This is a genomic window from Croceicoccus pelagius, assembly GCF_001661915.1.
GTDB classification, from domain to species: Bacteria; Pseudomonadota; Alphaproteobacteria; order Sphingomonadales; family Sphingomonadaceae; genus Croceicoccus; species Croceicoccus pelagius.
Map to the genome: position 1 here is coordinate 15,123 of NZ_LYWY01000034.1, position 26,782 is coordinate 41,904.

22 protein-coding genes are annotated in these 26,782 nt (G+C 61.3%); 12 read left to right on the top strand and 10 right to left on the bottom strand.

Features of this window, described 5'->3' with window-relative positions; translation table 11 throughout:
• Positions 1 to 165 precede the first annotated feature (165 nt).
• Positions 166 to 873 carry a response regulator transcription factor gene (locus tag A9D15_RS07965; protein WP_066763785.1) on the bottom strand — a complete coding sequence of 236 codons (708 nt, stop codon included), beginning with the start codon at positions 871 to 873 and terminating at the stop codon, positions 166 to 168.
• A gap of 209 nt (positions 874 to 1,082) precedes the next feature.
• On the bottom strand, positions 1,083 to 1,700 hold the full coding sequence (locus A9D15_RS07970; RefSeq protein ID WP_066763787.1) for a polysaccharide biosynthesis/export family protein: 618 nt from the start codon (positions 1,698 to 1,700) through the stop codon (positions 1,083 to 1,085).
• 251 nt (positions 1,701 to 1,951) lie between these two features.
• Between A9D15_RS07970 and A9D15_RS07975 the strand changes: the two genes are divergently transcribed.
• From A9D15_RS07975 to A9D15_RS07995, 5 genes are all read left to right on the top strand, one after another.
• Positions 1,952 to 2,791: a sugar transferase gene (locus A9D15_RS07975; RefSeq protein WP_229660382.1), complete on the top strand. Its 840-nt coding sequence runs from the start codon at positions 1,952 to 1,954 to the stop codon at positions 2,789 to 2,791.
• A gap of 329 nt (positions 2,792 to 3,120) precedes the next feature.
• A complete protein-coding gene (locus A9D15_RS07980) occupies positions 3,121 to 4,314 on the top strand; it encodes an outer membrane beta-barrel protein (RefSeq protein ID WP_066763789.1) in 1,194 nt (397 codons plus the stop codon).
• 39 nt (positions 4,315 to 4,353) lie between these two features.
• On the top strand, positions 4,354 to 6,468 hold the full coding sequence (locus A9D15_RS07985; protein ID WP_066763793.1) for a GumC family protein: 2,115 nt from the start codon (positions 4,354 to 4,356) through the stop codon (positions 6,466 to 6,468).
• A 98-nt stretch (positions 6,469 to 6,566) separates the two neighbouring features.
• Positions 6,567 to 7,610: a glycosyltransferase gene (locus tag A9D15_RS07990; RefSeq protein WP_082924373.1), complete on the top strand. Its 1,044-nt coding sequence runs from the start codon at positions 6,567 to 6,569 to the stop codon at positions 7,608 to 7,610.
• Between the two features lie 19 nt (positions 7,611 to 7,629).
• The gene (locus tag A9D15_RS07995; RefSeq protein WP_066763794.1) at positions 7,630 to 9,087 is read left to right on the top strand and encodes a hypothetical protein; all 1,458 of its coding nucleotides are present in this window, start codon (positions 7,630 to 7,632) and stop codon (positions 9,085 to 9,087) included.
• A 28-nt stretch (positions 9,088 to 9,115) separates the two neighbouring features.
• Here A9D15_RS07995 and A9D15_RS08000 read toward each other — a convergent pair whose 3' ends face one another.
• On the bottom strand, positions 9,116 to 9,301 hold the full coding sequence (locus tag A9D15_RS08000; protein WP_066763795.1) for a hypothetical protein: 186 nt from the start codon (positions 9,299 to 9,301) through the stop codon (positions 9,116 to 9,118).
• Positions 9,302 to 9,633: 332 nt separating this feature from the next.
• On the opposite strand from A9D15_RS08000, the gene A9D15_RS17065 reads away from it, so the two are divergent.
• The 4 genes from A9D15_RS17065 to A9D15_RS08020 all read left to right on the top strand — a co-directional run bounded on the left by A9D15_RS17065 (position 9,634) and on the right by A9D15_RS08020 (position 14,676).
• Entirely contained in the window at positions 9,634 to 9,759 is a 126-nt protein-coding gene (locus tag A9D15_RS17065) for a hypothetical protein (RefSeq protein WP_280521075.1), read from the top strand.
• A 415-nt stretch (positions 9,760 to 10,174) separates the two neighbouring features.
• Entirely contained in the window at positions 10,175 to 11,890 is a 1,716-nt protein-coding gene (locus A9D15_RS08010) for a hypothetical protein (protein ID WP_156521710.1), read from the top strand.
• Positions 11,891 to 12,054: 164 nt separating this feature from the next.
• Positions 12,055 to 12,918, top strand: a complete 864-nt coding sequence (locus A9D15_RS08015) for an endonuclease/exonuclease/phosphatase family protein (protein WP_066763799.1) — start codon at positions 12,055 to 12,057, stop codon at positions 12,916 to 12,918.
• Positions 12,919 to 13,047: 129 nt separating this feature from the next.
• A complete protein-coding gene (locus tag A9D15_RS08020; protein WP_066763801.1) occupies positions 13,048 to 14,676 on the top strand; it encodes an alkaline phosphatase family protein in 1,629 nt (542 codons plus the stop codon).
• A gap of 26 nt (positions 14,677 to 14,702) precedes the next feature.
• Here the strand turns inward: A9D15_RS08020 and A9D15_RS08025 are convergent, their stop codons facing one another.
• Genes A9D15_RS08025 through A9D15_RS08035 form a run of 3 tightly spaced genes read right to left on the bottom strand, consistent with a single transcriptional unit; the run spans position 14,703 to position 17,544 of the window.
• Positions 14,703 to 15,452, bottom strand: a complete 750-nt coding sequence (locus tag A9D15_RS08025; protein ID WP_156521711.1) for a hypothetical protein — start codon at positions 15,450 to 15,452, stop codon at positions 14,703 to 14,705.
• On the bottom strand, positions 15,449 to 16,642 hold the full coding sequence (locus A9D15_RS08030; protein ID WP_082924352.1) for a glycosyltransferase family 4 protein: 1,194 nt from the start codon (positions 16,640 to 16,642) through the stop codon (positions 15,449 to 15,451). Before A9D15_RS08030 ends, A9D15_RS08025 begins: the two co-directional genes overlap by 4 nt.
• Positions 16,643 to 16,677: 35 nt before the next feature.
• Positions 16,678 to 17,544, bottom strand: a complete 867-nt coding sequence (locus A9D15_RS08035) for a glycosyltransferase family 2 protein (protein ID WP_066763804.1) — start codon at positions 17,542 to 17,544, stop codon at positions 16,678 to 16,680.
• A gap of 249 nt (positions 17,545 to 17,793) precedes the next feature.
• Between A9D15_RS08035 and A9D15_RS08040 the strand changes: the two genes are divergently transcribed.
• The gene (locus tag A9D15_RS08040; RefSeq protein ID WP_156521712.1) at positions 17,794 to 19,401 is read left to right on the top strand and encodes a hypothetical protein; all 1,608 of its coding nucleotides are present in this window, start codon (positions 17,794 to 17,796) and stop codon (positions 19,399 to 19,401) included.
• Positions 19,398 to 20,294, top strand: coding sequence for a glycosyltransferase family 25 protein (locus A9D15_RS08045; protein ID WP_066763807.1), 897 nt, complete (start codon positions 19,398 to 19,400; stop codon positions 20,292 to 20,294). The genes A9D15_RS08040 and A9D15_RS08045 overlap by 4 nt, the downstream gene beginning before the upstream one ends.
• Here the strand turns inward: A9D15_RS08045 and A9D15_RS08050 are convergent.
• Positions 20,291 to 21,775, bottom strand: coding sequence for a lipopolysaccharide biosynthesis protein (locus tag A9D15_RS08050; RefSeq protein WP_066763811.1), 1,485 nt, complete (start codon positions 21,773 to 21,775; stop codon positions 20,291 to 20,293). The genes A9D15_RS08045 and A9D15_RS08050 overlap by 4 nt on opposite strands.
• Before the next feature lie 51 nt (positions 21,776 to 21,826).
• A complete protein-coding gene (locus A9D15_RS08055; RefSeq protein WP_082924353.1) occupies positions 21,827 to 22,891 on the bottom strand; it encodes an NAD-dependent epimerase/dehydratase family protein in 1,065 nt (354 codons plus the stop codon).
• Positions 22,892 to 23,238: 347 nt separating this feature from the next.
• Between A9D15_RS08055 and A9D15_RS08060 the strand changes: the two genes are divergently transcribed.
• The gene (locus A9D15_RS08060; protein WP_229660385.1) at positions 23,239 to 24,186 is read left to right on the top strand and encodes a cell wall hydrolase; all 948 of its coding nucleotides are present in this window, start codon (positions 23,239 to 23,241) and stop codon (positions 24,184 to 24,186) included.
• 103 nt (positions 24,187 to 24,289) lie between these two features.
• On the opposite strand, the gene A9D15_RS08065 is transcribed toward A9D15_RS08060, so the two are convergent.
• Positions 24,290 to 25,378 (bottom strand): acyltransferase family protein, encoded by a 1,089-nt coding sequence (locus A9D15_RS08065; protein WP_066763815.1) that lies wholly within the window; start codon positions 25,376 to 25,378, stop codon positions 24,290 to 24,292.
• A gap of 41 nt (positions 25,379 to 25,419) precedes the next feature.
• On the bottom strand, positions 25,420 to 26,718 hold the full coding sequence (locus tag A9D15_RS08070) for a polysaccharide pyruvyl transferase family protein (RefSeq protein ID WP_156521713.1): 1,299 nt from the start codon (positions 26,716 to 26,718) through the stop codon (positions 25,420 to 25,422).
• Between the last annotated feature and the right edge of the window lie 64 nt (positions 26,719 to 26,782).

A 26,782-nucleotide genomic window follows, 5' to 3' on the forward strand; every position in this document is an offset into this window, starting at 1 on the left:
TCCGGTATCGGGAGATCGGGCGCACAAAGCGGCCTTTCGGCTTACGCCCCCAATTGTGGCTTCAGGGCAGCACGTGAAGCGACAGAACGATGCAAGCCTGGTAATTGGATCGCGGGGTCAGCTTGCGGCCACCAAGGTAGACGCATCTTGATCCCATGCGGAGGATCACGCAGAGCCAATAGCCTCGTTGGAAAGCTCGGTCTGACGACGGGCCCAATTGTGCGTGGACGTCAAGGCCGATCCCTTCGAATTGGCCCAGATCGCTGCCTGCGTTCTGTTGCCGACCTTGATTTTGCGGAGGATCGCTTTCACGTGAACCTTGATCGTCGCTTCGCTCACGTCGAGCTTGCGGGCGATCAACTTGTTCGAAAGCCCTGCCATCAGGCAGCACAAGACATCCGTTTCGCGGTTGGAAAGGTTCGCACGGCTCAGCGACTCTTCGGAAGCGTCATGGCTTTCGAAAGACGGCAACTGGCTCTCGAACTCGCCGATGATCGACGAAGGAACGATCTTCTGCCCGGTAGCGACAAGTTTCAGGGAAGCCAGTAGGCTGGCGCAGTCCAGGTCCTTGATGATGTACCCGTGTGCGCCCTTGCGAAAGCAGGACAGGAGAGAGCCAAGCTCCAGCGTGTCCGCAAGGATCACCGGACGCGCCAAGGGACAGTCAGCGGCAATGCTGTCCAGGATCTCATCCCTCTTGGCATGTTCCGCAACGTCGATGACGACGAGCTCGACCTCGTCGGTCGGAGGCCATGCGGCTGCATCGAGTTCGCCGACTGCTTCGACCGAAGTGAAGTCTTCAGCCGAAAGGATTCGTACCAGACCCTCGCGAGCAATAGCATTGTGGCATATCAGCTTAACGGAACTACCCATGTTTTGACCCCCATCATGGAGAAGGCACATCACAAGGTGAGGGTTGCATCGCGACGATGAGCCGGATGCAGACCTGACAAATTCCCCGACTCACCGGATTTTGTGCGACTGCGACAGAGTGCCAAAATTATTGGTAAAAAAAAGGTGAATTTCCGTTAATAATTGTTAATCTTGATTTTTTGTCCCATTTTGGGACATAATTTTCTTTATCAGAAGAAGGACTCAGAGACCATGATCGTGTCTCCAGGTGCAATCTGCAGGACGCTTTCCTTCAGCTCCACACGCTTCGGTTCGGCCCACGTCGGCCGCTGCAGGACGACATAGCTCTTGGCGGCACGGGGTGTGTATCCACCCGCCTTCGCGATGGCCTGAAGAAGCGTCATGTCGGTGGAATAGGCATACTCACCGGGCTTCTGGACTTCCCCCAGCACATAGACTGGTCGATAGGCCAGTGTCTCGACGTTGACCTTCGGATCGAGGACGTAGCCGCCTTCGCTCAACCGCGTGCCGATCAGCGTCGCGAGCGAGGTCGAAGTCTGTCCTGCCGCCTGGACAACGCCGATCAGAGGAAGCGCCAGATTGCCGTCAGGCCCGATCATGAATTCACCGGTAAGGGTCGGTTCGTTGAAGACGCCGACCTTGACGGTCTCGCCGGCGGCAAGAGTATTCCCACGCTCCACCGCGCTATTCGCCGAAAGAGCGGAGACGGTGCCATAGTCGTTGGATGCGCAGCCGGTGAGGCCAATGGCAGAAGCGAGCCCAAGCAAGAGCGCCGGGCTCAAACGTGCAAGCGACCGCTTTGCATTGGTGTCGTGATTGATGGCCATTTCAGAACTCCTCGCAATCGGTGGACGCGCTGAAAAAGCGTTTCCCGCACGTCGAAATTGCCACGAAGTGTAAAGCGCGCCTTTTCGAAGCACCAAGGGTTCAGAGAGATTAGCCCCTGCGGGTAAGTGCTCTAGACCTTATGCCCGTTTGCCTAAACCGCTCTGTCAGACCGACAATATCGCCATCGTTAAGAGGGTAGTGTTCTTCGGAGCATGGCCATCGCAGTTACGAACTATGTCGAGGGCAGGTTTTGCTAGCCACCAACAACGACCAATTGAAACGATCTGACCTGGCATGGCCGGAGGGCGCCGTTAACCGGCCCTTTTCCGCCGGTCGGGGGGCCAATGGCACGTGTCTTCCGGCTATCGATGGGGGTGCCGTCGTGGCATCGCCATCGGCCGCGCTCTCCACCGCCACGGCTGTCGAGCCTGTCGCTGCGAGCGCGGTCGAGCAGACCGAAACCTTCGTTTTCGCCCGTTCCCAGAACGGAATCACCCGCTGCATCGATTTAACGGGCGCGGTACTGCTTCTTGTTTTCCTCCTGCCGGTCATGGTCATCGTCGCCGTTGCCATCCGGATCTTCGATCCGGGCCCGGCGCTCTACAGGCAGGCAAGGGTGGGCCGCGACGGATCGGATTTTGCCTGTCTCAAGTTCCGCTCGATGCGCTGCGACAGTGCGGAAGTCTTGCGCGCCCTGCTTGAAACGGACGCCGCGGCGTCCGCTGAATGGGCGCTAAATCAGAAGCTTGCGAACGATCCGCGCATTACACCCCTTGGGGCATTTCTGCGCGCCACGAGCCTTGATGAATTACCGCAGCTATTCAACGTGATACGCGGCGACATGAGCCTGGTTGGCCCGCGGCCGATCGTGAGTGACGAAGTCCCGCGCTATGGCCGTTTCATCGCACATTACCATGCGACAAAGCCGGGGCTTACCGGCCTTTGGCAAGTCACCGGAAGAAGCGGGACGACCTATCGTCGGCGCGTCGCGACCGACCGTTATTACGCGTGTTCGCGCACGATCGGAATGGATCTGAGGATCATGGCAGCGACCATACCCGCCGTGGTTTTTCGCAAGGGGGCGGTCTGATGGTCGGTTACAGAAGCCAGAAAAGCAACGCCCAAGCGGCAATCGCCACTGGTGCTGCAAATAGCAGTCCGCGCCCGAAGGAACGCTGCGGTCGCACAGGCTTACCCAAGATGCTCTCCGCGGATTCTGATCTTCCGAACGGCAAGGCAAGTTCCATCAAACCCCTCCATCTACCTCTTTTGGATGAGTGTGCGCATAATAGCAAAGCGGAATTGATCAACATCCGTGCACGAGCCGACTATCCCCACTTATCGTTAACAAGTGGTAAACTGCGTCGTCCATCTACCGCACTGCCGCTCAGGGCGATATGCCTGACAGCTGCGGCCGCGGTGACCCTGGCCACCCCGAACGCAGCGATCGCCCAATCGCTGGACGTCCAGAACCCCGAAGACCTGCTGGTGGACCAGACCCCGCAGGGCCTGCGGTCCGGCGCCCAGGCGTTCTATCCGCGGATCAACTTCGACCTCGCGCGTGACACCAACATCTACGACCGCGAAACGGGCAAGATCGCCGACACCTTCGTTTCGGTGCGCCCCAGCGTCAGCTATCGCCCCACTCTCGCAAGGCATGAGATCGATGTAACCGCCAGCGGGGAAGTGCGGCGCTATTTCGAACAGTCTTCGGAAAACAGCGAGCAATATGGGATCCGCGGCAGGACAAGGCTGGACCTGGCAGAGGGGATCGTCGTCCGCGGCACGGCGGAAATCGCACGGCGCGTGGAAAGCCGCGGCGAATTCGGTGACAATCCGCTGAGCGACAGCCCCATCGAATATACCTTCGCGTCAGGCGGCCTGAGTGTCGGGCGTTACGGCGGTATCCTCGAACTCGGTGCAGGGGCCAACATCAGCCGCCGCAGCTATTCCGACGTGTCGATCGGCGGGGTGGATACCGATCTTTCGTTCCGCGACGTCACGGACAAGCGGGGATTCATCGATAGCAGCATCCGGCTTTCGCCTGGCGTTCGAGCTTTCGGCGAAGCGTCGTATGAAGCGACTAGCTATGACGTCAATCCGGTGCGTGACCGCGATTCAGAGGGCTATTCGCTGCTCGCCGGGGCGCGCTTCAACGTGTCGGAACTGGTCGAGGCGGAAGTCGCGGCAGGATACGTCCACCGCAGCTATGATGACCCGACGATCCGTTCCTTCAACGGCCTCGATTTCAGGGTGCTCGGGCGGTGGAGCCCGACGCCGCGACTACAGGTCGCTGCAGTCGGTCGCCGCACGGTCGAGCGATCACCCTCGGTCGGCATTCCGGCAGTGGTGCAAAGCCGCTTCCAGCTCGAAGCCCGGCAAAGCCTTGGCTCTCGCATGATTGCCGCCCTGTCCGCAGACGTCGCGCGCTGGAACTACCAGGACAGCCCCGTCCGCGAGACCCGCTACGCTATCGACGGATCGCTTCGTGTCCGTCTTGCCCGGATGCTGAGCCTGAGCGGCGGCGCCGGTTATCGCAAGCAAACCGAAAGAGGCGGAGGTCGCTCATACGATGGCGCCACGTTCCGCATCGGACTCGCGATCATCATATGACCGTCCTTTTCCTTTCAGGTCCCCAAGAAGGTGAGTGACATGCACGGCACCCGTCTCGTCGTCCACGGCGCATCTCATGGTTCTCTCGCCGAACTCGGAAATCGCTCGATCTCCGAATCCGATGCGATCGACTTTTCCGAAAGTCTTTCCTTCATCCGGCGTCGCTTCAAACTGATCGCCGCCGTATTCGCCGTCGTCGTGGCGCTGGGCGTGCTGGTCACGTTCCTCATGCCGCCCACCTACACGGCGCGCTCGGTCGTCAGCCTGGAATCGCCATCGCCCGAAAGCCCGGGCGCTGCCGCGAACAATCCCGATCAATTGCCCAACAGCGCACTGGTCGACACGCAGATCGAGATTATCGAGTCGCGTGAAATGGCAAAGCGCGTCGCTGCCGAAGCCGGCCTGCTGGATGGCAAGAGCGAGGCCGAGAGCGAGGATGTCATCGACAGCCTTATCAATCGCGTTTCCGCGGCGCGCAGCGGTGAGAGCTACGCGATCACCATCGCCTTCGAAGGAGACACTCCGCAGGAAGCAGCCGACCGCGCCAATGAATTTGCGCGCCAGTTCGTCCAGTGGGAACTGCTTTCCACCCAGGAACGCACCGCAGGATCGATCGGCGCAATTCGCGAACGGCTGGACGAACTGCGCTCGCAGGCACAGGCCGACACCGTCGCCTTGCAGAACTATCGCATCCGCAACGACCTGCTGAGCACATCGGGCGCATCGCTCACCGAACAGGAAATCTCCAGCTACAACCAGGCGGTAACAACGGCCCGCGCTGCTGCTGCCGAAGATCAGGCCCGCCTCGCTACCGCCCGCCGCCAGCTCCGTTCAGGGTCGAGCGGCGACGATGTCGGCGAAGCACTTGGGTCGAGCGTTGTTTCGGACCTGCGGACGCAGGAATCGACGATCGCAGCGCAGGTGGCCGACCTGTCATCACGATACGGGCCCAATCATCCCGCGCTGATCGCGTCCAAGGACCAGCTGGCCGAAGTGCGCCAGCGTATCCAGGCGGAGATCGGCCGGGTCATCTCGAACCTGGAAGCGAAATCGGCCGTGTCGCAACAGCGCCTCGCCTCGCTTTCGGGCAGTCTGTCACGAGCGCGGTCGAACCTCGCCGTCTCGAACGGTGCGCTTGCCGGGCTCGATGAACTGCAGCGGAATGCGCAGGTTTCGCAGGGTCTCTACGAGGCGTACCTCAATTCGTACCAGCAACTCGTCGCTGGCGAAGGAACCGAGCGGCCGAACGCGCGCATTCTCACCCTTTCGGCGCTTCCTTCGAAGCCCAGTTCCCCCAATCTGGTGATCAACGTCCTTCTCGCGACATTCCTTGGGCTGGGTCTGGGTCTGCTTGCGGGCTTCCTTACCGATGCAGCCGATCGGACCATCACCACCCCGAGGCAGGTCGAACACGCGACCGGTCAACGCTATCTGGCCTCGATCCCCAAGCTCGATCACAAGGGCAGCGGCGTTCGCTATGTCTTCGAAGAACCGCGATCCCCGTTCGTCGAGGCGTTCCGTTCGCTCATCACTTCGGTGGAACTAACCGCCGATGGCCCGACCAAGATCATCGCGATTACATCTCCTCTCCCGCAGGAGGGCAAGTCCGTCACGTCCACCAGCCTCGCGCAGGTCCTGTCGACAGGGCACCGGCGTACGCTGCTCATCGATTGCGACTATGCCCGCCGCGGCGTTTCGCAGCTCATGAATATCGCCGACCGGGCCGGCCTGTGCGAAGTTCTGGAAGGAGCTGCGCCGGTTGAAGATGCGCTTCTGTGGGACGGAGAGAATTTCGCCATCCTGCCGATCACGCACGACAGCGAGAATATCGAGAGCCTCATCAGCGGCGATGCGTTCAGCGCCTTGCTCGAAGGGTTGCGCAGCCAGTTCGACAATATCGTGCTCGACCTTCCGCCGGTATTGCCGATCGCTTCGGCCCGCTCGGTCGCTGCCAAGGCCGACACCACGATCATGCTCGCCCGTTTCGGCAAGACGCCGGTGGATGCCCTGCAAGCCGCGATGCGGTTGATGAGCGGAAGCTGGATCAATGTCGCAGGCATCGCGATCACGCGGGTCGACATGAAGCGCAAGGGCCGCTTCGGCCGCGAGGATCCCTACTACTACTTCGAGCAGTACAAGGAATACTACGCTTGAACTCGTTCACGCCGCAGATCGTGGCCAACGCCGCGATCCCGCAACCGGCAGGCTTTTCTCAGCCGCGCGTCGCGATCGTGCACTACTGGCTGGTGTCCATGCGTGGTGGGGAACGGGTGATCGAAAGGCTGCTGGACCTGTTCCCGCAGGCCGACATCTTCACCAATGTCTATGATCCGTCCGCCGTTTCGGAAAAGATCCGCAGCCGGAAGCTGACGACCAGTTTCATTGATCGGCTGCCGGGATCGCGCAAGTTGTACCAGTACTACCTGCCGCTGATGCCGATGGCGCTCGAACAGATGGATTTGCGAGGCTACGATCTCGTCATCAGCAGCGAGTCCGGACCGGCCAAGGGCGTGATCACCGATCCCGGATCGACCCATGCCTGCTACTGCCATTCGCCGATGCGGTACCTTTGGGACCACTATCACCACTATCGGGCAGAGGCGAACCCGCTGGCCAGGATGGCAATGCCGATGATGTACAACCGGCTGCGCGCATGGGATGTCAGTTCGAGCGCGCGGGTCGACCGCATCGCGGCCAATTCGCACTTCATCCAAAGCCGCATCCGCAAGTTCTGGCGGCGCGAGGCCGAGGTTATTCATCCTCCGGTAGAAACCGATCTGTTCTCGAAGGCCGACGACATTTCCGATGCATATCTGTGGGTCGGCCAGATGGTCCCCTACAAGCGCCCCGACCTGGCCGTCGATGCGTTCAATGCCCTTGGCCTGCCGCTGACGATGGTCGGAAGCGGAAGCATGCTGAAAAGCCTGAAGGCGCGCGCGAAAAGCAACATCAGGTTTGTCGAACGGATGAACTTCGACGAACTGCGCCGCGCCTATGCCACGGCAAAGGCACTCGTCTTCACGGCCGAAGAGGATTTCGGGATCGTGCCGGTAGAAGCGATGGCATCGGGCCGCCCGGTCCTTGCATTCGGACGCGGCGGCGCGCTCGACAGTGTGAAAGAAGGCGTTTCGGGGCTCTTCTTCCCAAGACAGGATGTCGAAGCGCTGGCCGACGGGGTTGGCCGCATGGAGCTTTTCCTGCGCGACTTCGTACCTGAAGATGCCATGCGCCATGCGCGCATGAACTTCGCTCCGGAAAATTTCGACCGCAAGTTGATGGACCTCGTCTCAGCATGACCGGCTGGCCCTTCCGTCCTTGCGTCTGCCGAAGAGCAGCACGACCGTGATCCCGACCTATATCGGCCTGATCCAGCTGCTCTTCGGCACCCTCCTTCTTGTCGGAGGCTCGAGCCGGCATTGTGTCTGGTTTCTGCTGGTCTCCGCCATGTTTGGCGGCTCTGCCGCGATCCAGCTGCCCGCGCTTGGCGGGTCGTCGATCCCACCTGTCCAATTCGCGCTCCTTTTCGTGATGGCCCGCCTCGTCATTCCGGGGTCTGGCAATGCATCACAAGTCGTTACCGCTTTGCGCGAAAACGTCTTCTTGTGCATCTTCGTGATCTACGGCGTCTTTATGGCCTTCATCGGCCCGCGCCTTTTCCATGGCAGCATCGACGTGACACCTCTGCGCAACGAAGTGTCGCAGATGATCTACTACACCGAACCGCTTCGGCCGAGTTCGCAGAACATCACGACTTCGGTGTACCTGATCGGGGTTGCAGTAGTCGCCGTCGCAATGACGGTGCTGTGCCGCCTGCGCGGCGGTGCCGAGGCGCTCGTCAAAAGCGGCGTCGTGGTGGGCTGGCTACATGCCTTGACCGGCATGGTCGAGGTCGCAACACGCGGAAGCCCGGTGGGCATCGTCTTTCAAAGTCTGCGCAACGGATCGTACCAGCAATTGAGCCAGAGCGTCGGCGGCGTCGCAAGAATGAACGGCCTGTTTCCCGAGCCTTCGGCCTATGCCGCTTTCGCGTTCGGCCTCTTCGTGTTCATGGCCGAGTGCTGGTACCGGTCGGTTTTGCCCAAGCGCACAGGTAGCGCGGCGATTGTTCTCTTCATCGCCCTGATCGCCAGCACGGCCTCGACCGGTTATCTCGGGCTGGCTGCCTATGCGATATTCTTTCTCTGTCGCGCCGTCGTCTTTTCGCGCCTTGCCAATGCCAAGCGTGTGAACGAAGCCGGCATTGCCTTCATCATCGGTGCGATCATCATCGCCGCGATGCTGGCCGCTCTACCGTCATATGTCGACACCGCGAGCCACGTGCTGGACCAGATGGTATTCTCGAAGGCGGACACCGTTTCCGGAAAGCAGCGCTGGTTCTGGATGGCGCAAGGCGTCGATGCGATGCTTGCTTCGGGCGGGCTCGGGATCGGGCCGGGCAGCTTCCGCTCGTCAAGCCTGCTGACGGCAATTCTAGGCTCGATGGGGATCGTCGGGATCTTGTCGATCGTCGCCTATGCCCTCTGGGTATTCCGGCCTGCGCGGCAATCCACCTGGGGCAATTCGACCGATCTGCAGGCGAACCTGTCAGGTGCCTGCGGCACCGCCGCCTTGCTCTCGGTGATACCGGCGCTTTTCACGGCCGCATCGCCTGTGCCCGATTTCATCTTTGGTGTGCTGGCCGGGGCATCCCTCGCGCTGCGCCCGCATTTCCGAATGTCGCCGGCGAGCTCGCGGCGGCAAGTGCGTCAGGACGTAGCCCCTACAACGTTCTGACGCACGATTTCCCTGCCGGAGGCCGGACCTAGTTGTGCCTGTCCTCGAGGCTGTCCGCCAACATCCGCAAAGTCTCGGGCAGACCCTGATGGATTTCGAAGATCTGGTAGAAGTTGACGGCGGCGGCGAGCATCGAACGCGCCACGTCTTCCGGCGTGAAGCCGTGACGGGTGAGCGTTGCGTAACTGTCGATGAAGCACTGCGACGTATCCATGAACACACGCCTGGAGGCGTCCGAGAACGGATTGCCTCCAGGGCCAGGGATGTCGTCAATTGCCAAGTTCACGCTCCGGGTCCGATTGGGGGACATAAAGTTGGATGAAGCAGTCCGATCCATGCCACGGCAGAGCCATATTGGAATGCGCTTACTCCTAGCGTTCCAAAAGGTTCCCAATAAAGCGCACGACTAACCCAACCGGATTATATCCGGCGCCAATCTGCCAAAGAGGTCAGGACTGGCGTCGCAGTCTCAACATTCGGCCGAACCAACCCGAACCCCTGGCCTTGTCTGTGGTGCTGAACGAGCCGTCGAGAATGCCCATCGCGATGTCCGAAGTGGACCGCGAACGCCGGACGGGAGAGGCATCGTCGTATTGCGGATGGCTTACCGTCACGATTGCGGTTGAAGGGGGAGATCGAGGCGCGACTTCGTCGCCCGTCGGCTGGTCCTGATGTTCATGGACGAATTCGAACCAAGAGCAATCGCAATAGCCGCACCGCAGCCAGCGCCCTGGCTGCTGAACGAATTCCCGGGGGATCTGGAATTCGACGCTGCATTGCGGACAATCGACGCGCATGGCGCATCTATTAGGGGCACAATCGATGGCCGCAAGCGGAAAGGAGGTCGTGCGCCCAAATGGGCCGACGCCGACGCGGACGATGGAGGCGTTTATCCTGAGAGCGCGCGCCGACGGGCAGTTCATCGCAAGCCACTGTCGGCCTGCCTTCTCGCGGGGCTGTTCAGGTGGTGCCATTAACTCGAAAGTAAACACCTTGTGTCGCTGTGGTTCTCGGATCGGACAGAGACGGGACACTTGGAATGATCGCTCGCCCTGTGGCAAACTCGGCGCTTATGATTTGTACGCTCATGGCCCTGGCTGCTTGTGGTGGCGGCGATTCCGCCGCTGTCGTCAGCCAGCCTGTGCAGATTGGTGCGACGCCGACACCTTCCCCGACGCCCACTCCATCCCCGACGCCGACGCCTTCCGCGCCCGCCCAGACGGCAGCCGACCAGATGATTCTCGGCGTCCAGACACACTTCAGCCAGGGCTGGGGGCTCGACTCGCTCGACAAGTCGGACGATATCGGCACGCGCTTGCTTCGCGACGAGATGCCCTGGTCCTTCGGTGAAAAGACCAAGGGTTCGATCTCGTTTACCGACGCGACGGCGCAGAAGCTCGACAGTGCATGCGATCGCGGTTTCAAGCTGATCCTGACCGAGATCCCCACACACGATGCCTATGATGGCGGTTCGTTCGTTTACTCGGCCGGCGCTCAGGCGGCCTTCGCTACTTATGTAAAAGCCGTGGCGGATCGCTGGGGCGGGTGCATCGCCGCTTTCGAGATCGGCAACGAGATCAACGGCGGAAACCAGCTGTCCTTCCCGTCAGGCTACGACCCGAACGAAACGGTCGTTGCCTTGATGAAGGCGGTTCACGATGCCGTAAAGCCATCGCACCCCGGCATTGCGATTCTTGGCGGGTCGACGAACATGATCGGCACGGGGTTCCAGAAGAACCTGTTCGATGCCGGGATGCTGAAATACGTCGATGGGGTCGCAGTGCATCCCTATTCGCGGCACGCAGACGGTCTGCCGCTCGAACTGGCAAGGCTTCGCAGCACTATCGACAGCTATAGCAGCGACGCGGAAATCTGGGCGACCGAATTCGGGCACGACACTTCGGACTTCGATGAAGCGGCAGCACAGGCGCTGAAGTCGGTGACGCTCATGTCTGCGGCGCATGTCGATGTCGCTGTCTGGTATGCTCTTATTGAAGAACAGTGGTATCCCAATTTCGGGCTCTATAGCGGCGGGGCGAAGCGACCCATGGCCCATGCGATCGACTTTGCTCAGCGTTCGCTTCTCACTCGCGGGAGGGCAACACAGGTCGATGTCGGCGACGACATGATTTTCGCCTACCGCTTCGGATCTGACGCGACCGTTATCTGGGGCGCGCCGCAAACGCTCTCTGTCTCAGGCGCCACCGGGGCCTACGACTACAAGGGACAGGCTCTGGCGAACGCCGGCAGCATCGAGATATCGCCGCGACCTGTCGTCATCATGGGCAATATCACGATCCGCGCGGGGACGAGTGGCATGGTTGCCGATACCGTGATGCAGTACGGGCGCGATGCGTGGAAATATTTCGCCCGCAACGCCAGCGGCGCCTATGACGAACTGGGTTACAGGACACGCTGGTACGACAGCGTGTTCATGAGCGACTGGGACGGAACCCTCGCCCTGAAGGCGACCGGGGGCGTGCCCGCCCGTACAGGTTCGGACCCGATGCGGGTTGTATGGCGCTACACGGCACCGAAGGCGATGCAGGTCACCGTGAAAGGCTGTTTCGCCAAGTCGTCGAGCGGCGACGGTATCGACGTGTCGATTTCGCGGAATGGAACCGTCAGCACTTCGGAAATCGTGTCGAGCGGCCAGAAGATTCTGCGGACGGACTTGTCGCTGGCGCAGGGCGACCGGGTCGAATTCGTGGCAGGACCCAACCAGACGTATGGCGGTGACGATTTCAGTTTCCGGGGGCGCATCTACCTGCAGGGACAGGCGGGATCCGTCGCCTGCCCCTGACCGGCAGCCGGACGGACAGCGTGCCTTGATCGTGGTCATGCCATATAGGTCGGCGCAGGAGCCGATCTCGGAGTGACAGTTCGATTCGCCGGATACTGGTATTCATCGTCATCAGTCTGACTGCGGCCCTTGCCGCCGCATCCGTCGCGGAAGCGGTCTGGCCGATGCTGGAAATCGTGAACGTCTTTGCCCCGTGGTGGGGTTTCGCCTCGATAATCGTGCTTGGCCTGACAGCACTTCGCACCGTGGGCAGGTTGCGGGCCGCAAGCATCGCCTTGGCCATCGCGATCGGCCTGCGCCTCTTTGTCCTGCTGGGGCCGATGACCGGCGCGTCGGCGGCAACCAGCCGGCGCGAGCCGGACCTGCGCGTAATTTCCCTCAACATGTGGAAGGACAACGCGGAACCTGCGCTCGTTGCGCGGTGGCTGGGCGAACAGGACGCAGATATCGTGATCCTGCTGGAAGCGCCGATCGGGTCCGACGTGTTCGATGCCGCTTTACGCAAGCATTACCCCTATCAGTATTCCTGCACGCGAAACGAGCGATGTTCGACCCGTGTCCTGTCGAAATGGCCTGCCCTTGCGGTTCGCCATCTTGCGAACGGCGACCCGGAAAACAGGGGCGGCCTGTCGGCCCTAACTGCGCGCATCGACGTTTCAGGCGCACCTGTCACGATCGCCGCGGTCCATACCGATCGCCCATGGCCCCTTGGCCGGCGCGACAGACGCCTCGACCAGATCGAGTCAATCCTGCGCGATGCGAAGTCGCCGGTCGTGCTCGCGGGCGATTTCAATTCCGCGCCATGGACCGTCAGCCAGTCGCGCATTGCCTCTGCCGCCGGGCTCGGCACCGCGACCGGCACACTGGCGACTTGGCCGACATGGACCTCGATCGGACTGCTCCCGCTTGACCAGGCCTATGTGTCGTCGTGCATCGGCACCGTTCGCGCCGAAAGAGGCCCGGAAGTCGGATCGGATCACTATCCGCTCGTCATGGCGTTCGATCGCAGGGATTGCGCCCTGCACTAACCCCTATTGCTGATGCGCTAGTCCCAAAGATGGCCCTTGTTCGCTCTATGCTCACTACAGGCGTGACCGGGCGTTCGGTAGATTGTTCGGGATAGTGGTCGGTTCGCCGACGTTGCGGGAATGCCAGCTATGTCGAAACGTATCATCATGATCGGTCTCGACGGATTTACCGTCGAGATTGCCGACCGCCTGATCGCAGAAGGTCGCATGCCCAATCTTGCCAGGCTGCGCGCCGAAAGCGCGCGCTGGAAAGTAACCGACGAACCTTATCGCAACGCCAATCTTGCCTACGAACAGATATCGTCCGGCATGAGCCCCGACGCCTCCGGCCGATTTTCTTCAGTTGAATTCGATCCGGCGACTTATGCCGTGAAGCAGGCGGGCGCCGATAACCCGCCCTTCACCGCGGGGCTGAACGGCAAGACCGTCGTTTTCGATTCCCCGTTTTTCAACCTGTGCAAGGCTTCTAACACGGAAGGCATGGTCGGTTGGGGCGCACACGGCCACGGGATGCCCGACGGCCTGCACGCGCGGCCCGCCTCGCTGGCGCAGGAAATCACCGACAGGTTCGGCGAATATGCCGCAAAGGAATATATCTACGGTTTCTGGTGGCCCGACCCCGAACTGATGCGCAGGGCCGGCGTGGCGCTGCGCAAGGGTGTCGACCAGCGCACCGACATCATGCGCTGGCTGATCGGCGAGCGGATTACCGATTGGGATCTGGCCATTACCGTCGTGTCCGATGCCCACTCCGCCACCGAACCGATGTGGCATGGCGTAGACCCGAGCCATCCGCTTCACGGCCACCCCAGCGCTCCGGTCGCAAAGCAGTGCCTTGAAGAAATCTACGACGCCATCGACCGCCATATCGGCGCCATGCGCGAGGTTGCTCCCGATGCGACGATCGTGTGCTTCTCGGTGCACGGCATGGGTGCGAACGGCTCCGACGTTCCGGCCATGCTGCTCTTGCCCGAGGTCATGTATCGCTACGAGACCGGCAAGAAGCTTTTCGACGCCCCGACAGACTGGAAAGATGCCGAAAACGGCATCCCGATCGTGTCGCCCGGTGTCCCCTGGGACCGCATAATCCTGAACGCCATGCGAGGCGGGAAGGTCATGCGCGTAGCGGACAAGATCGAGCGAGGATACCTGCGGGCAAAGCACAAGTGGACGCACACGGCTTCGGCCGATGCGGGTTCCGACGAACCGATCCGCTTCCCGCTCAAGATGTCGGCGACCCGCTATTCTAAGTCGTGGAAGACAACACGGGCATTCGGTTACCCTTCGTTCCACGACGGCAGGATCCGCGTGAATCTCAAGGGGCGCGAGGCCCATGGGATCGTTGCGCTGAAGGATTATGCAGCGCTGCTCGACGAATATGAGACGATGCTGCGTGCGCTCTACGACCCGCGAACCGGCAAGCCCGTGATCGGCAAGATCACGCGGCCGGTGATGGACGATCCGCTGAACTGTCCCGGCAACCAGTCCGACATCGTTGCCGAATTCGAAGGTCTGCCGGTGTCATTGGGCCATCCCGTTCTGGGCAGCATCGGCCCCGCGCCCTATCGCCGCACCGGCGCGCATACGGGCGGGCCGGGCGCTCTATACATTCACGAAGGCGACGTTGCCGTTGGCGACTATGGCACCTGCAGTGCATTCGACATCGTCGCCACGGTCGGGAAAATGCTGGATCCGGACTTCGTTGCCCCGTCGGGAGAGCCTTTTTTGGTTCCGCTGTTGTCACCAAAAGCTGCCTGACGATCGCGCCGCGCCTATTTGGGCTGTCAAACCGGATCAAAAGACCATGACAGCCCCAATCTGGCTGCGTGATCGGTAAGCGCATAGACGAAGATCGCCAGGCCCGTGAGTTCGAGCGTCTCTTCGATCGTCGTCGAAATCATGAAAGGCAGCGAACCGAAGCCGTAGGTGCCTTTCATCATGCCCGACACCATCTCCACGCCGACCGCGCCGCCGACGTAGACGATGCCGGCCGCCACCATCAGCACCGCCGAGCGCCGGCTTATCGACAGCAGGAAACGCAGATAGGCAAGGCCGAGCAGCGGCAGGAACACGAAAGCCAGAATGACCCACGAATTCGTCAGGATGCTGCCGGGCACAATGTCGAGATGGCCTGAGATGAAATCCATCGTTTTTTCGTGAAGCTGGATGAACTCGTCCATCGACAATGCCAGGAAAGTAAGCGCCAGGAAGAACCAGTGGCGGTGCCAACCCATGTGCAGTTGGCGATGGGCCTCGCCGGTCATCGACAGCAGGACGGCGCAAAATGCCAACAAGGCAGAGCTGAAAAAGGTCGGAAAATTGGTTTCACTATTGAGGTCGATCAACGCGATCGCGCCAAGACCTTTCGACATACCCAGACTGAACCTGATCGCCATGCCCGCGATGCTCAGCGTGACCAAGACGCCGATAATGGCCATCAAAACGCGAAATATCGTGCCCGGACCGGCGCGAAATACGATCGTCCGCTGCCGCTTGGCCACCTCAGTCGGCAGCCAGCCAGAGGGGCGGCTCAACGAGCATATTCATTCATCGTGGCGAGCAGAGACCGCGCCGCCCCGTCCCAAGTGAAACGGGCGACCTGTTCGTGCCCTTTGGCAACGAGTTTGCGGCGCAATGCGGGGTTATGCTCCAGTCCGCGGATTGCCTGCGCCCACTCTTCAGGTGCGTGGGCATCGGCATAGAGCGCCGCCTCACCGCAGACTTCGGGTAACGCCCCGCAAGGTGCGACGATCGCGGGGCATCCGGCGCCCATCGCCTCGAGCGGGGGCAAGCCAAACCCCTCTGTGGTCGATGGACAGGCGAAGCAGAGCGCATTTTCGTAGATTGCGCGCAGTTCCTCGTCCGAAACCTTGCCGGCAAAGATGACATTCGGCCCAGGGACCGACCCGGCCGCTTCGAAATCGGCAGCGGTCGCGGCGCCGAAAAGCACGAGCCTGGTATCGGCCATTTCGGGCCGCGCGAAGCAATCGATGAGGACTCTGATGTTCTTGTGCGACTGGGTATTGGCAAGAGCGGCGACATATCGTCCGCGGCTAAGCCCAAGCGTCGGGATAATCCGGTGGTCAGCCTCTGCGGTCGCGAAGTGGTCCACTCCGTTCGGGATGACCGTCACCTTGTTGCGGCTGGCCAGCCCGAAACGGGAAAGCTGCTGGCGCGAATATTGCGAGATGGTCAGGATGCGCCTGTGGCGGCGCCCCGTGAAGAACTGGTGGAACCGGTACCAGATCCGGAACGGCATCGAATAGCTCTTGGGCGTCAGCCTGACTTGCGCATCGTGGAACATCGTCACTGCGTCGACTGACGTCACGGGGCCGACATTGCACAAGCTTAGAATGGTGTTGCCCGAACCGACCGAGGGCAGCGTCAGCTGCTCCCACGGAATGCCGCGGAACGGCCCGACCACGCGGTATGGCACGCCCAGCTTCCTTGCCCGCTCTTCCGCGTCATGCGGGATGACGAGATCGAAGCGCAGCTTCCCCTTCCACGCGGGATCAGTCAGCAGGAGGTCGTGGCAGTGGCGGATCAATTCCGCAGCGACGCGGTGGACGCCGGTGCTGGGCGCGCTGAGGAACTTGCCGTTAACCAGCACCGACCGGCAGGTATTCGGGCTGGAAGCCGGTCGCGGTTCGACCCAGCGACGCAGCAGGTCTGTTACGCCATGTGGCGCGAAGCTGCTCTGTGAATGGTCAGGAATACTGGCCATCGATCAGCTCCCGGCCTGCTCGTTCGCGGACATAGTCACAGTTCGATGATCCGGCGCGGATGGAGCCGTCGCTGCAGAAGATCGCGGAATGCCACCATGTTGCCCCTCAACCGCCCGCGGCGGTCGATGTCCTTTGGCGGGGGAATACTCTTGACGAGGTTCGCGGCAAGGTTCTTGAAAAGCAGGCCCCAGCCATGGTTCCGGCCAATCGTGCCTTTGCGCCGAAGATAGAAAATGTTTGCAACCTGCGAGTAGCCCAGCCGCAAGCCCGAGGTCCTGCCTGCAGGGCTGCCGAGGTGGATGCCGGTAAGGACTCTTGCGCGAAGCAGGCTTCCATTGCGCCCCACCCTTGTCGTGAAGTCGATGTCCTCCTGCCAGCCGTAGAGAGGCAGGTTCTCGTCGAAACGGAGGCCCTTGGCCGCGGAATAGCGGACCACCATGTTGCATCCATAGAGCGCTTCTGCCGGCTTGCTGCGCAGCCGCGCGCGTTCGCCCAGCACATCGAGCCGCCAGACAGCATCCTCGAAATCGATGGGGCCGGTCTTGGCTCCGTCGTCGACCAGATGGCCGGTCAGCCCGACGACGTTCGGCTCGCTTTCGAAGATGTGTTCGACATTGGCCAGATAGTCCGATGCAGCGACGAAATCGTCGTCGAAGAACACGATGACGTCCGTTTTGCCTTCGAGTTCGGCAAGAGCGGCGTTGCGCTGGCTGCATGCTCCCTTGGGGGCAAGCATCACGAGGGGGTCGCCGGGCATACCGGCGACTCCTTCGACATCGCTTTCCTCGTTCCCGACAACGACGATGCCGTCGGCCTTGCGCGTCTGGTGATGGAGGCGTTCGATCACCTTGCGAAGAACCGGCGCCCGGCCCGTCGTGGCGATTGCGACGTGAATGCGCATTAAGCGACCTCTTAAGTACTGATTAGAGGCCAATAAATACGTGCCGGAACGCCTTTGGCGAAGCGCCCATGCGGAGATCATCCGTAGGGGTTATTCCGCCGATACCCCTTTGGCGCGTTAACCCGAAATTGCACCAAATCCACCCCCACGAACAATTTATTCGGGCCGCGCAAACTCTATTCTCAGGGGAAAGAAATTTGGTCGCCATACGAAGAACAGGGGCAGTGCGGCATGAAATCGAGAACAATAATGGTGGGTCTTGATGGCTTTACCATGGAGTTCGCCGAGCGTCTGATGGATGCGGGACGGATGCCGAACCTGTCGCGACTGCGCGAGGAGAGTGCGCGGTGGCTTGTCGACGACAGCGAGTTCCGGAATGCGAATCTGACCTACGAGCAGATCTCGTCGGGCCTGAGGCCTGACGAGTCAAAACGCTGGTCCGCCGTCGAATTCGACCGCAAGCGCTATGCCGCGGTGCAGGCCGGCGCTGCCAACCCGCCTTTCACTTCGCTGCTCGATGCAAAGACCGTTGTCTTCGATGCCCCCTACTTCGATATTGCGCGCGATGCGAATGCACAGGGCGTCGTCGGCTGGGGCGCGCACGACCCCGGTCTTGGCGAAGGCCTTCAATCGCGCCCGGCCTCGCTGGCCGATGAAGTTCTATCGCGGTTCGGAGAGTATGCGGCCAAGGACTTCGTCTACGGGTTCCTGTGGCCGGACCCGGACCTGACCCTGAAGGCAGGCACCCTGCTGCGCGACGGCGTGGACCAGCGGACCCGGATCGTGCGGTGGCTGTTTGGAGAGCGGATCACCGACTGGGACCTCGCGATCAGCGTCGTCGCGGCCGCCCATTCGGCGACCGAGCCGATGTGGCACGGCATTGACGAGACCCACCCGCTTCATTCCCATCCCAGCGCGACTGTCGCCCGGCAGTGCCTCGAGGAAATCTACGAGGCGATCGACCGGCACATCGGCGCCATCCGCGAGATCGCACCCGATGCCACGATAGTCTGCTTCACGATGCATGGCATGGGCGCGAACAATTCGGACGTACCGGCCATGCTGCTTCTTCCCGAGCTCATGTACCGGCTGGAGACCGGCAAGACATTGTTCGAGCCCAAGCTCGAATGGGAGGCCGCGGCAGATGGGGTTCCGATCATTCCGGCTGGCGTCCCTTGGGACAGGGCGATCCTGGGTGCGATGAAGGGGGGGCAAATGATGCGCGTGCGCGATCGCTTTGAGCGCGATCTGCAGAAAATGCGCCGCAAGGTTTCAGGTGGTTCGTCATCAAGGACTGCCGAGAAGCGCGATTATCAGTTCCCGCTGAAGATGGCGGCGACCCGCTACGCCAAGGCCTGGCCCAAGATGCGGGCATTCGGTTTCCCGACGTTTCACGACGGCCGTATCCGCATCAACCTTAAGGGGCGCGAAACACACGGCCTGGTGTCACCGGCTGAGTACGAGAGCGTGGTGTCAGAATACGTTGCGATGCTCAAGACGTTGAAGGATCCCCGCACCGGCGAGGCCGCGATCGGGTCGATCTACACGCCCGTCCTGTCCGATCCACTATCGGCAAGCGACAACCAGGCAGACATAGTCGCCTCGTTCAACGGCACACCGCTCGCGCTCGAACATCCCGACATCGGGACAGTCGGTCCGGCGCCATTCCGGCGAACCGGCGCGCATACAGGCGGCCTGGGCGCCCTGTTCATCGCAGGCGAGAGCATTACGCGCGGCGAATTCGGGCAGTGCAGCGGGTATGACATCGTACCCACCGTGTGCGAACTTGCTGGAAGCAATGTCCTGACGGACCGGGTCAATTCGATTGTCCTGCCCTACCTGTCGCAAGCAGCATGAACCGGGCGGTCGGAAAAGCCCCGCCGACCTTCGTCATAAACCTGGCAAGACAGGTCGAACGGAAGAGGCGGATGCAGGCTTTGGTCGCGGCGGCGGGTGTGAAACCCGTTTTCGTGGAAGCCGTGGACGGCAGCAAGCTCAGCGCAAGTGCAATGCTGCCTTGGCGCCGCAACGAAAAGCGCGCGCTTCTGAACACCGGAGAGGTCGGCTGTCTGCTAAGCCATGTCTCGGTCTGGGAAAGAATCGTGCGCGAAGGCATCGACCATGCGGTCGTCCTTGAAGACGACCTCGTCATCTCGCCGACTTTCCGGCAAATCCTGCTGCGGATTGGTGATCTGCCGGATTTCGACCTGCTTCGGCTGGAAACCGATCGCTCGCCCATCGTGTTCCGGCATGAGTGTGAACTCGAAATCGCCGGTCACTGCGTACACAAGTTGCTACGCGGTGCGACGCGGACCGGCGGCTACGCGATTTCGCGCAGGGGTGCGCACCGGCTGCTCGCGAATTTCAACGATTTCGAACAGGCCGTCGACGTGGAGATGTTTAATCCGCGGCGCTCGGTTGTTGACCGGTTGGACATGTTACAGCTCGTCCCGGCCATCTGTGTTCAGGCCGAACTCGTGCCCGGGATCGCAATGCAGGCGCCCTACCTGTCCAGCGGTATCGATACATTGGGCCAGCGCGCCGATACGCGCCTTGGCAAGCGCAGGCCGACGAACCCGACCGCGATGGAAAGCATCCGCGCGGTGCTGAGGCCCATCAAGCGCGTTGCCGTCAATATGCTGATCCGCCCGCTGGGCCAGACCGAGCGTCCGATCCCCCTGATCGACTTCTCAAGCCCGCACTGGGCGGTGCGGAACAATACCGCCAAAAGTTCGTCCGCTCTTCGCTAGTTCGACGACCGGGCGAGCCTTGGCGGGACGAGAGTCGAGAGCCTTTCTATAATGAATTCCTCGGCACCTGCGGGTCGTCCCGACAAGATCCAAAGGACGATGTGCGTCACGCCGTAGATTGCCAACCCGCCGATGCCGGCCAGCGCGATCGCGGCGAGCTCTCCGGCGATGCTCGAATATCGGAACCATGACAGGCTTTCGAAGAGAAACAGGGCCATCGCCCCGTTCGCCGCGATAGAGCGCCAGACGAACAGGAACTGGCGCCGCCACGAGATACCCGCAACACGGACGATGATCTCCATGCTGAGCGCGGTGTGGAACAGGTTGGCAAGGGCACGCCCGATCACGGCGCCGATCAGGCCAAAAGTCATGGCGCCCAGAACCACGGCCGGGATGGCGACGAGAGCCGCCAGCATTTCGCGTTTTGCCAGCTGACGGGGCTTCTCGAGTGCAAGCAGCAGGGCCTGCGTTGGCATGGCGAGCGTCGCCAAGGCACTTGCAGGGGCGAGAATCTGGATGACCGGCACGACCTCCAGCCACTGTTCTCCCAGACCCAGTCGGACGAGGGGTTCGGCCATCAGCATCAGGAAGACGGAGATCGGCATGATGGCGGCCGCGACCATCGACTGTCCGCGCAAGTACGACTGCTGCAGACGAGCGGTATTCTCGCGGATCTTGACGAGGCTGGGATACATGACGCTGACCAACGGCATGCCGATCGCCCAGCTTGCCGTTGTCGCCACGCTACGACCCATCGAGAAAAAGCCCAATGGCGCCTTGCCCAGCACGCCGCCAATCAGGAAGCGATCGCCTTCCTGGCTCATGGTGGCCAAGGCGCGCGAAATCGACATCCAGCCTGCGAACGAGAGCAGCCTGCTCCAGTTTTCAAGTGAGAGGCGCGGCCGGTATGGTGCCCACAAATAGGTGAGGCTGGTGATGACCAGCGGCGGCATGATCGAGACGACCAGCAACGAGAAATAGGACCCTGTCTGCCAGGCTATCACGATGGCTGTCGCAAAAGAAGCTATCCGCGCGATCAGGTCGATCGTGGCGGTGGGCACATAGTTCACTTCGCGTGCGAACATGACCATCATCGGGCTGCGCAACCCCGTGAGGAACGGCGCCAGCCCCAGCAATGCGATCAGCAGAACGAGCCGCGGGTCGTCATAAAGGATCGAGATCGGAACCGACAGCGCCAGCATGATGCTGGCGATGATCGTGCCGCGAAGAAACGACAGGGTGAAGCCGGTGTCGACATCGCCGGGTCTGACCTCCTTTTCGCGGATCAGCGCGTCGACGATGGGGAGTTCCGTCGCGGCCTCCAGCACCATCAGCGTCGCCAGCGCGATCATGACCATGCCGAAATCAGCCGGGGTCAGAAATCGCGCGATTACCAGCGCGGCCAGGATGTCGAGCCCGCGCCCGATCAGCCGTGCCGAGGCAAAGATCGCGGACGATCGGAAGACCTTGTTAGCGAGCATATAGGATCAACTGCGACAGCGTGACGAAAGAGACATCGTGAATGCAGTCATTCAGCCCGCCAGGTTCTGTGCATAGCCGATTTGAGGCATGGTCCTGCGGCTGGGCGACCTGGCCGGAGGCCGCCGGATCGGCATGGAATCGAGGTTCTGGACCAGCTGGCTGAGCCCCACCCGCAAGTGGCGGGTCGGCAAGGCATCGGGGACATGGCGCGACAGCCGTCCGAAGTCGACGTCGTGGCGGCATTGATCCATTGCCGGCAGTCGCGCGGCATCGATACGCGCACCCGGAAGCACCGCCTTCAGCGCCATGCCGATCTCCAGCAAGCTCAGGCTCTCGCGCACTCTGCCGACGTTGAATATCTCTCGATGCACGAGGTCCCGGCGCGCGGTCAGCAAGGCCCCGAAAGCTCTTGCCGCGTCCTCGACATGAAGCACCGCGTGTCTTCCCGATCCGTCGCTGTTTATCGGGATTTTCCCGAGCGAGTAGGCGGTTGCCGCCAGCCGATTCATGAAGCCGCGGAAGTGCATGTTCTGGCCGAACCCGTAGACGTCGGGCAAACGCATGACCGTTGGGCTGAAGGTCGATGACGCCAGGCCGCAAATGGCGAGTTCAGCCCTGACCTTCGACCGGTAGTGATCGGTGCCGACATAGATCTCACCGTTCTCGCAGACGAAATCGTCATCCGCGTTCCATCGATAATTGGCCCATGACGCAAAGATGAAGCGCGGAACGGCCGCCTGGCACGCCCGCAAGGCAAGGCGGAGGGTATCGGACAGATCGCGCTCGAACATCGTCGCCAAACCGCAGTCAGGCTCTGGTGCGGCAAGATGGATCACGGCATCGAACCCGCTCAGCGTTTCGAGCGATTCCTCGCTTGCGAGGAATTCGCCAAGCTCACGGGAAATGGCTTCGACGGCGTCCATGCGCAGAAGAGGACATCGGGAACTGTCTGCTCGCCGGTCCAGACCGACGACATCATGGCCGTCACGAACGAGCTTCCTGACCAGTGTCGAGCCAAGATACCCCCTGTGTCCGGTTACCAAAACTTTCATGTGCGACTCCTTGGTACCCGTCGCCTTTATCGTGCGCTTCCGCCGCCAGGACTCAATCGGCATTCCGGATCGGGGCCTCGATTGAGTAGCACCTCCAAAGAGTTAGGAGCGTGCGCGGGATTGCCGCCTGAACCGCTCTCTAGTCCGCAATAGCCCTGTGATTTGCAAAGGCGGGTTTGCACAGTGCAGATGTGAAAACCCCGGTTTTTCTCTCGGCCCTACAGCACAATCCGCCTGCCGCGGCGCGCGCGGCGCCACGTGCGGTCCTGTCGACAGCGGCGGCTTTCGTTGCGCTGGCGGTACCCATGACAAACGCCGCCGACGTGCGGCCACCCTGGCCGACGGACGCAAAGTACTTGACAGCGAGCAACGAGATTTCCGAAGCCCGGCAACTGGCGGCAAAGGCCGCGATGTCCGATACCACCGAACTTGTCGGACAGGCCGATGCAACCCGGTTCAACATGGCGCGCGCGATCGACAGGGCTCCTGTCGCGATGAGCGGCTTTTCCTTCCTTGGCGGCAAGACGGATCGGGAACGGGCCGTGCAATGCCTGGCCGAAGCAGCGTTCTTCGAGGCAGGCAACGATCCTGCCGGCCAGCGCGCGGTCATGCAGGTCGTGCTCAACCGCGTAAGGCATCCGGTCTATCCTTCGACCGTTTGTGGAGTCGTTTTTGAAGGATCTACCCGGCAGACGGGCTGCCAGTTCACATTCACCTGTGACGGCTCTCGCAACCGGCGATGGTCCGAATCGGGCGTCAGCCGCGCCCGCAAGCTCGCCGCGGCCGCTCTCGACGGGTACGTAGACAAGGCCGTGGGAACGGCGACCCATTATCACGCGAGCTATGTCGTCCCTTACTGGAGCGCCTCGCTGTCAAAGATCGCGGTCGTTGGCCAACATCTTTTCTATACGTTCCCTCATACTGCCGGTTCGCGATCGTCGTTCCGATCGGGTGGAGGCAGGAACGAGCCAGCGATCCCCGGAATCGGCGACATACCCGATGAACTCGAAGTCCAGGTCCCCGCAGACCTGAAAGATGCGGCAGTAGATGTGCCGGGCATCAAGGCTGTCGGCCAACCGGTCCTTGCCACCGACATCACCGTTTTCGCGATTGTCGACCCCAACATACCGTCGGGTCGCTGGGCCGTGAACGCTCTTGCCAGCTGCGCCGGTCGTCCGGTTTGCGAAGTCTTCGCCTATACCAGCCAGGATGCGATGCAGGCGGATATGGGCCTGCCGAAGTCCCGCCGCCGGCCTGTCTTCACCTTGCTCAAGGATACTGGCGCAGGCGTCGAACAGGCGCGATGGGATTGCCGGATCTCTGCCAGAAGCAAGGCGGAAGAGTGCATGGTCAACTGACCGGACTGCGCCTCGCTCCTAAGCGCAGAGCGATACCACGTACCATTGCCGCCGCCCGAGAGCCCGCCGCGCGGGAAGCGCGATCAACGCCAAGCCGGCAATCCTAGCGGGTTATGCGAACAGGCAATTGCCGGACGCCCCGCGATTTCGTGAGCAGCGACCGGGTCGGCACGTCGAGATAACGGAAGATCAGGTGCGACGCGATTATCACCGATGGCACGACGAATATCGCGTTGTACGCCTCGACGCCTGCGACCGCGATGCCCGTGAACTTGCACATGCCCGATATGATCCACAACAGCGGGACATGGATTGCGTAGAGAGGATATGACAGGTCGCCCAGCGCCTTCGCCAGCGTCTCAAACCTGCCACTGACGGCAACCCGCGATCCGCCCAGCACGACAACGGGAAAGGCCGCCGTAATGATCAGCAGGATGGCGGGTGCGACCATGAAACGCCCCGGCACTGCAAAGACAGCGATCAGGAACGCGATACCGACGATTGGGTGATACCGCATCGCTGCCGGCACCCGGTGGCGCCAGCGATAGGCCAGAACGCCGAGACAAAAGCCCAAAGTCACACGGCCAAGCCCCTGCAGATAGGCCTCGATACCACCGTACAGAAAGGAACTTTGCAGGCCGCTGCCGAACTCAACCGAAGCCCAGTCCAGCACCGCGATCGCTGCGAAAGGCAGCGCGGCCACGATCCATCTGGACTTCATCCTGAACAGGAACGTGCAGAAAGCGAGGTAAGCCAGCATTTCGAAATGCAGCGACCAGATCGGCCCGTTGAGCGGAAACATCTCGGCCATATCTATACCGCTGCTCGGCACAAGCAGCAGGTTTTTCACGAATTGGCTGATCAGCGAAGCACTGTCGGTAGGATCGCCCTTGAGTACCCCTGCGCCGATCACGCGAACGACACCGAGGATCGCGCCCAGGATGATCATCGGATAGAGCCGGATGATCCGGGTAATGAAATACTTCTGCTTGCTGAGCCCGTCCCGCAGACGGTCGCCATAGGAATGAGCGATAACGAAGCCGCTCAACATGAAGAACAGGTCGACCGCGAGGCCGCCCGAACCGAATATAGTGTAACCGAAGCCCGAGAACCAATGCAGCAGCACGACCGCAATGGCCGCAACGCCGCGCAGCATGTCCAGATAGACGAAATGTTCCTTGGGGTTGTCCATGGGTGACTGCTCCAGTTCCGCGCAATCGGGCCGCGAGGGGGTTATTTCAGGGGGGCAAAGTTCTTCAGAGCAGATTTGCGGATCGAAGGCAGTGCTGCCACGACCTTGCTGCGCTGGGCTTCGAGATCGGCGATCCAGGCCATGATCCGTTCTCGAAAGTCGTTCGGATCGGCGAGAACCGTTTCGGCGCTTGCAAGGTTGTCGCAATCAAGCTCGCAAAGCTGCAGAAGGCCTTCCATCTTGTCCTTGTAGTCGATCCCGAAAGTTGGCGTGGCAGCGCCGATCGAGGCGATCATCAGGTGCATCCGCCCCGAGATCACGCCATCGAGCTGCGATGACAGAGCCTTGATTTCCGGCGCACTCAGCCGCCCTTCAGGGTAGAGCAGCCGTTGCGAAAATCTGCTGGTCAGCATTTCGTACAGCGGCCGCAGGCATAGCGCGTCCGAGGATGATCCCCGTTCGTCGTGATCGATAAGCAGGATTGCGATGTCGCCGGTTTTCAGCAGACCCTCGACCACCTCGGCCATCGCTTCGATAAGATCGGTCAGTGCCGACCGGTGATCGAGTTCGAGCAGCAACGGGTGGAAATTGAGGCCGAGGACCGTCCTGCCGAGGGACCGCTGTTCATCGATCCATTTGTTGAGCCTGCCTACCGAACGGTTTTCCTGCGGCTTGAGAAGGAAAGCGACATCGGCAACCTCGCGCGCCGAACAGTCGCTTGCATCCGTGAACCGGGCAAACGACACCGGATCGCGCAGGTTGACGGCTACGTTCTCGTCAATTCGGTCGAACACGGTCGTGACCAGCGGATGGAAATCGCGGCTGACACTGAAACCGGTAATGTAAGCCTCCGCCCCCGACCGTGATAGAAGATCAACCAACGCAAGGTTGCGTACCGAGAACGACGGATCGTAACTGCCATCGACGCCGTCCGCACCCATTAGGATGACCACGTCGGGCCGGATCGCCAGCGATGCGGTATAGCTGTCCGTGATGGTGCTGCCATCCTGAAGGATCGGAAGCGGTTCGAGGCCCAGTTTGCCCGCCGCCAGATCGGCATCACCGCCGACGGTCGCGACGTAGACTTTCGCGTCCGGCATCCGGCGGGTCCATTCCGCCTTGATCGCGTCAATCATGGCCTGATCGCCCGTGGATCGTGAAATCAGCACCGGGTCCGACGGGATGATCAGAACGCGGCGGTCAGCGTCGGCCCGGTCCGGAGCGTTGTCGACGAGGTATTCCCATTCATTGACGAGTTTCTGACCCTTCCACTGCAGATAGCGCGTGCGAAGGCCGAAGTGTCGCCATGCGAATTTGATGAATGATCGGATGATAGGCAATTCCTTCAAACTGCCTTAAGGTTATGAGGCGACAAGCAAATTTGACACTTGCCCATACGGGTTA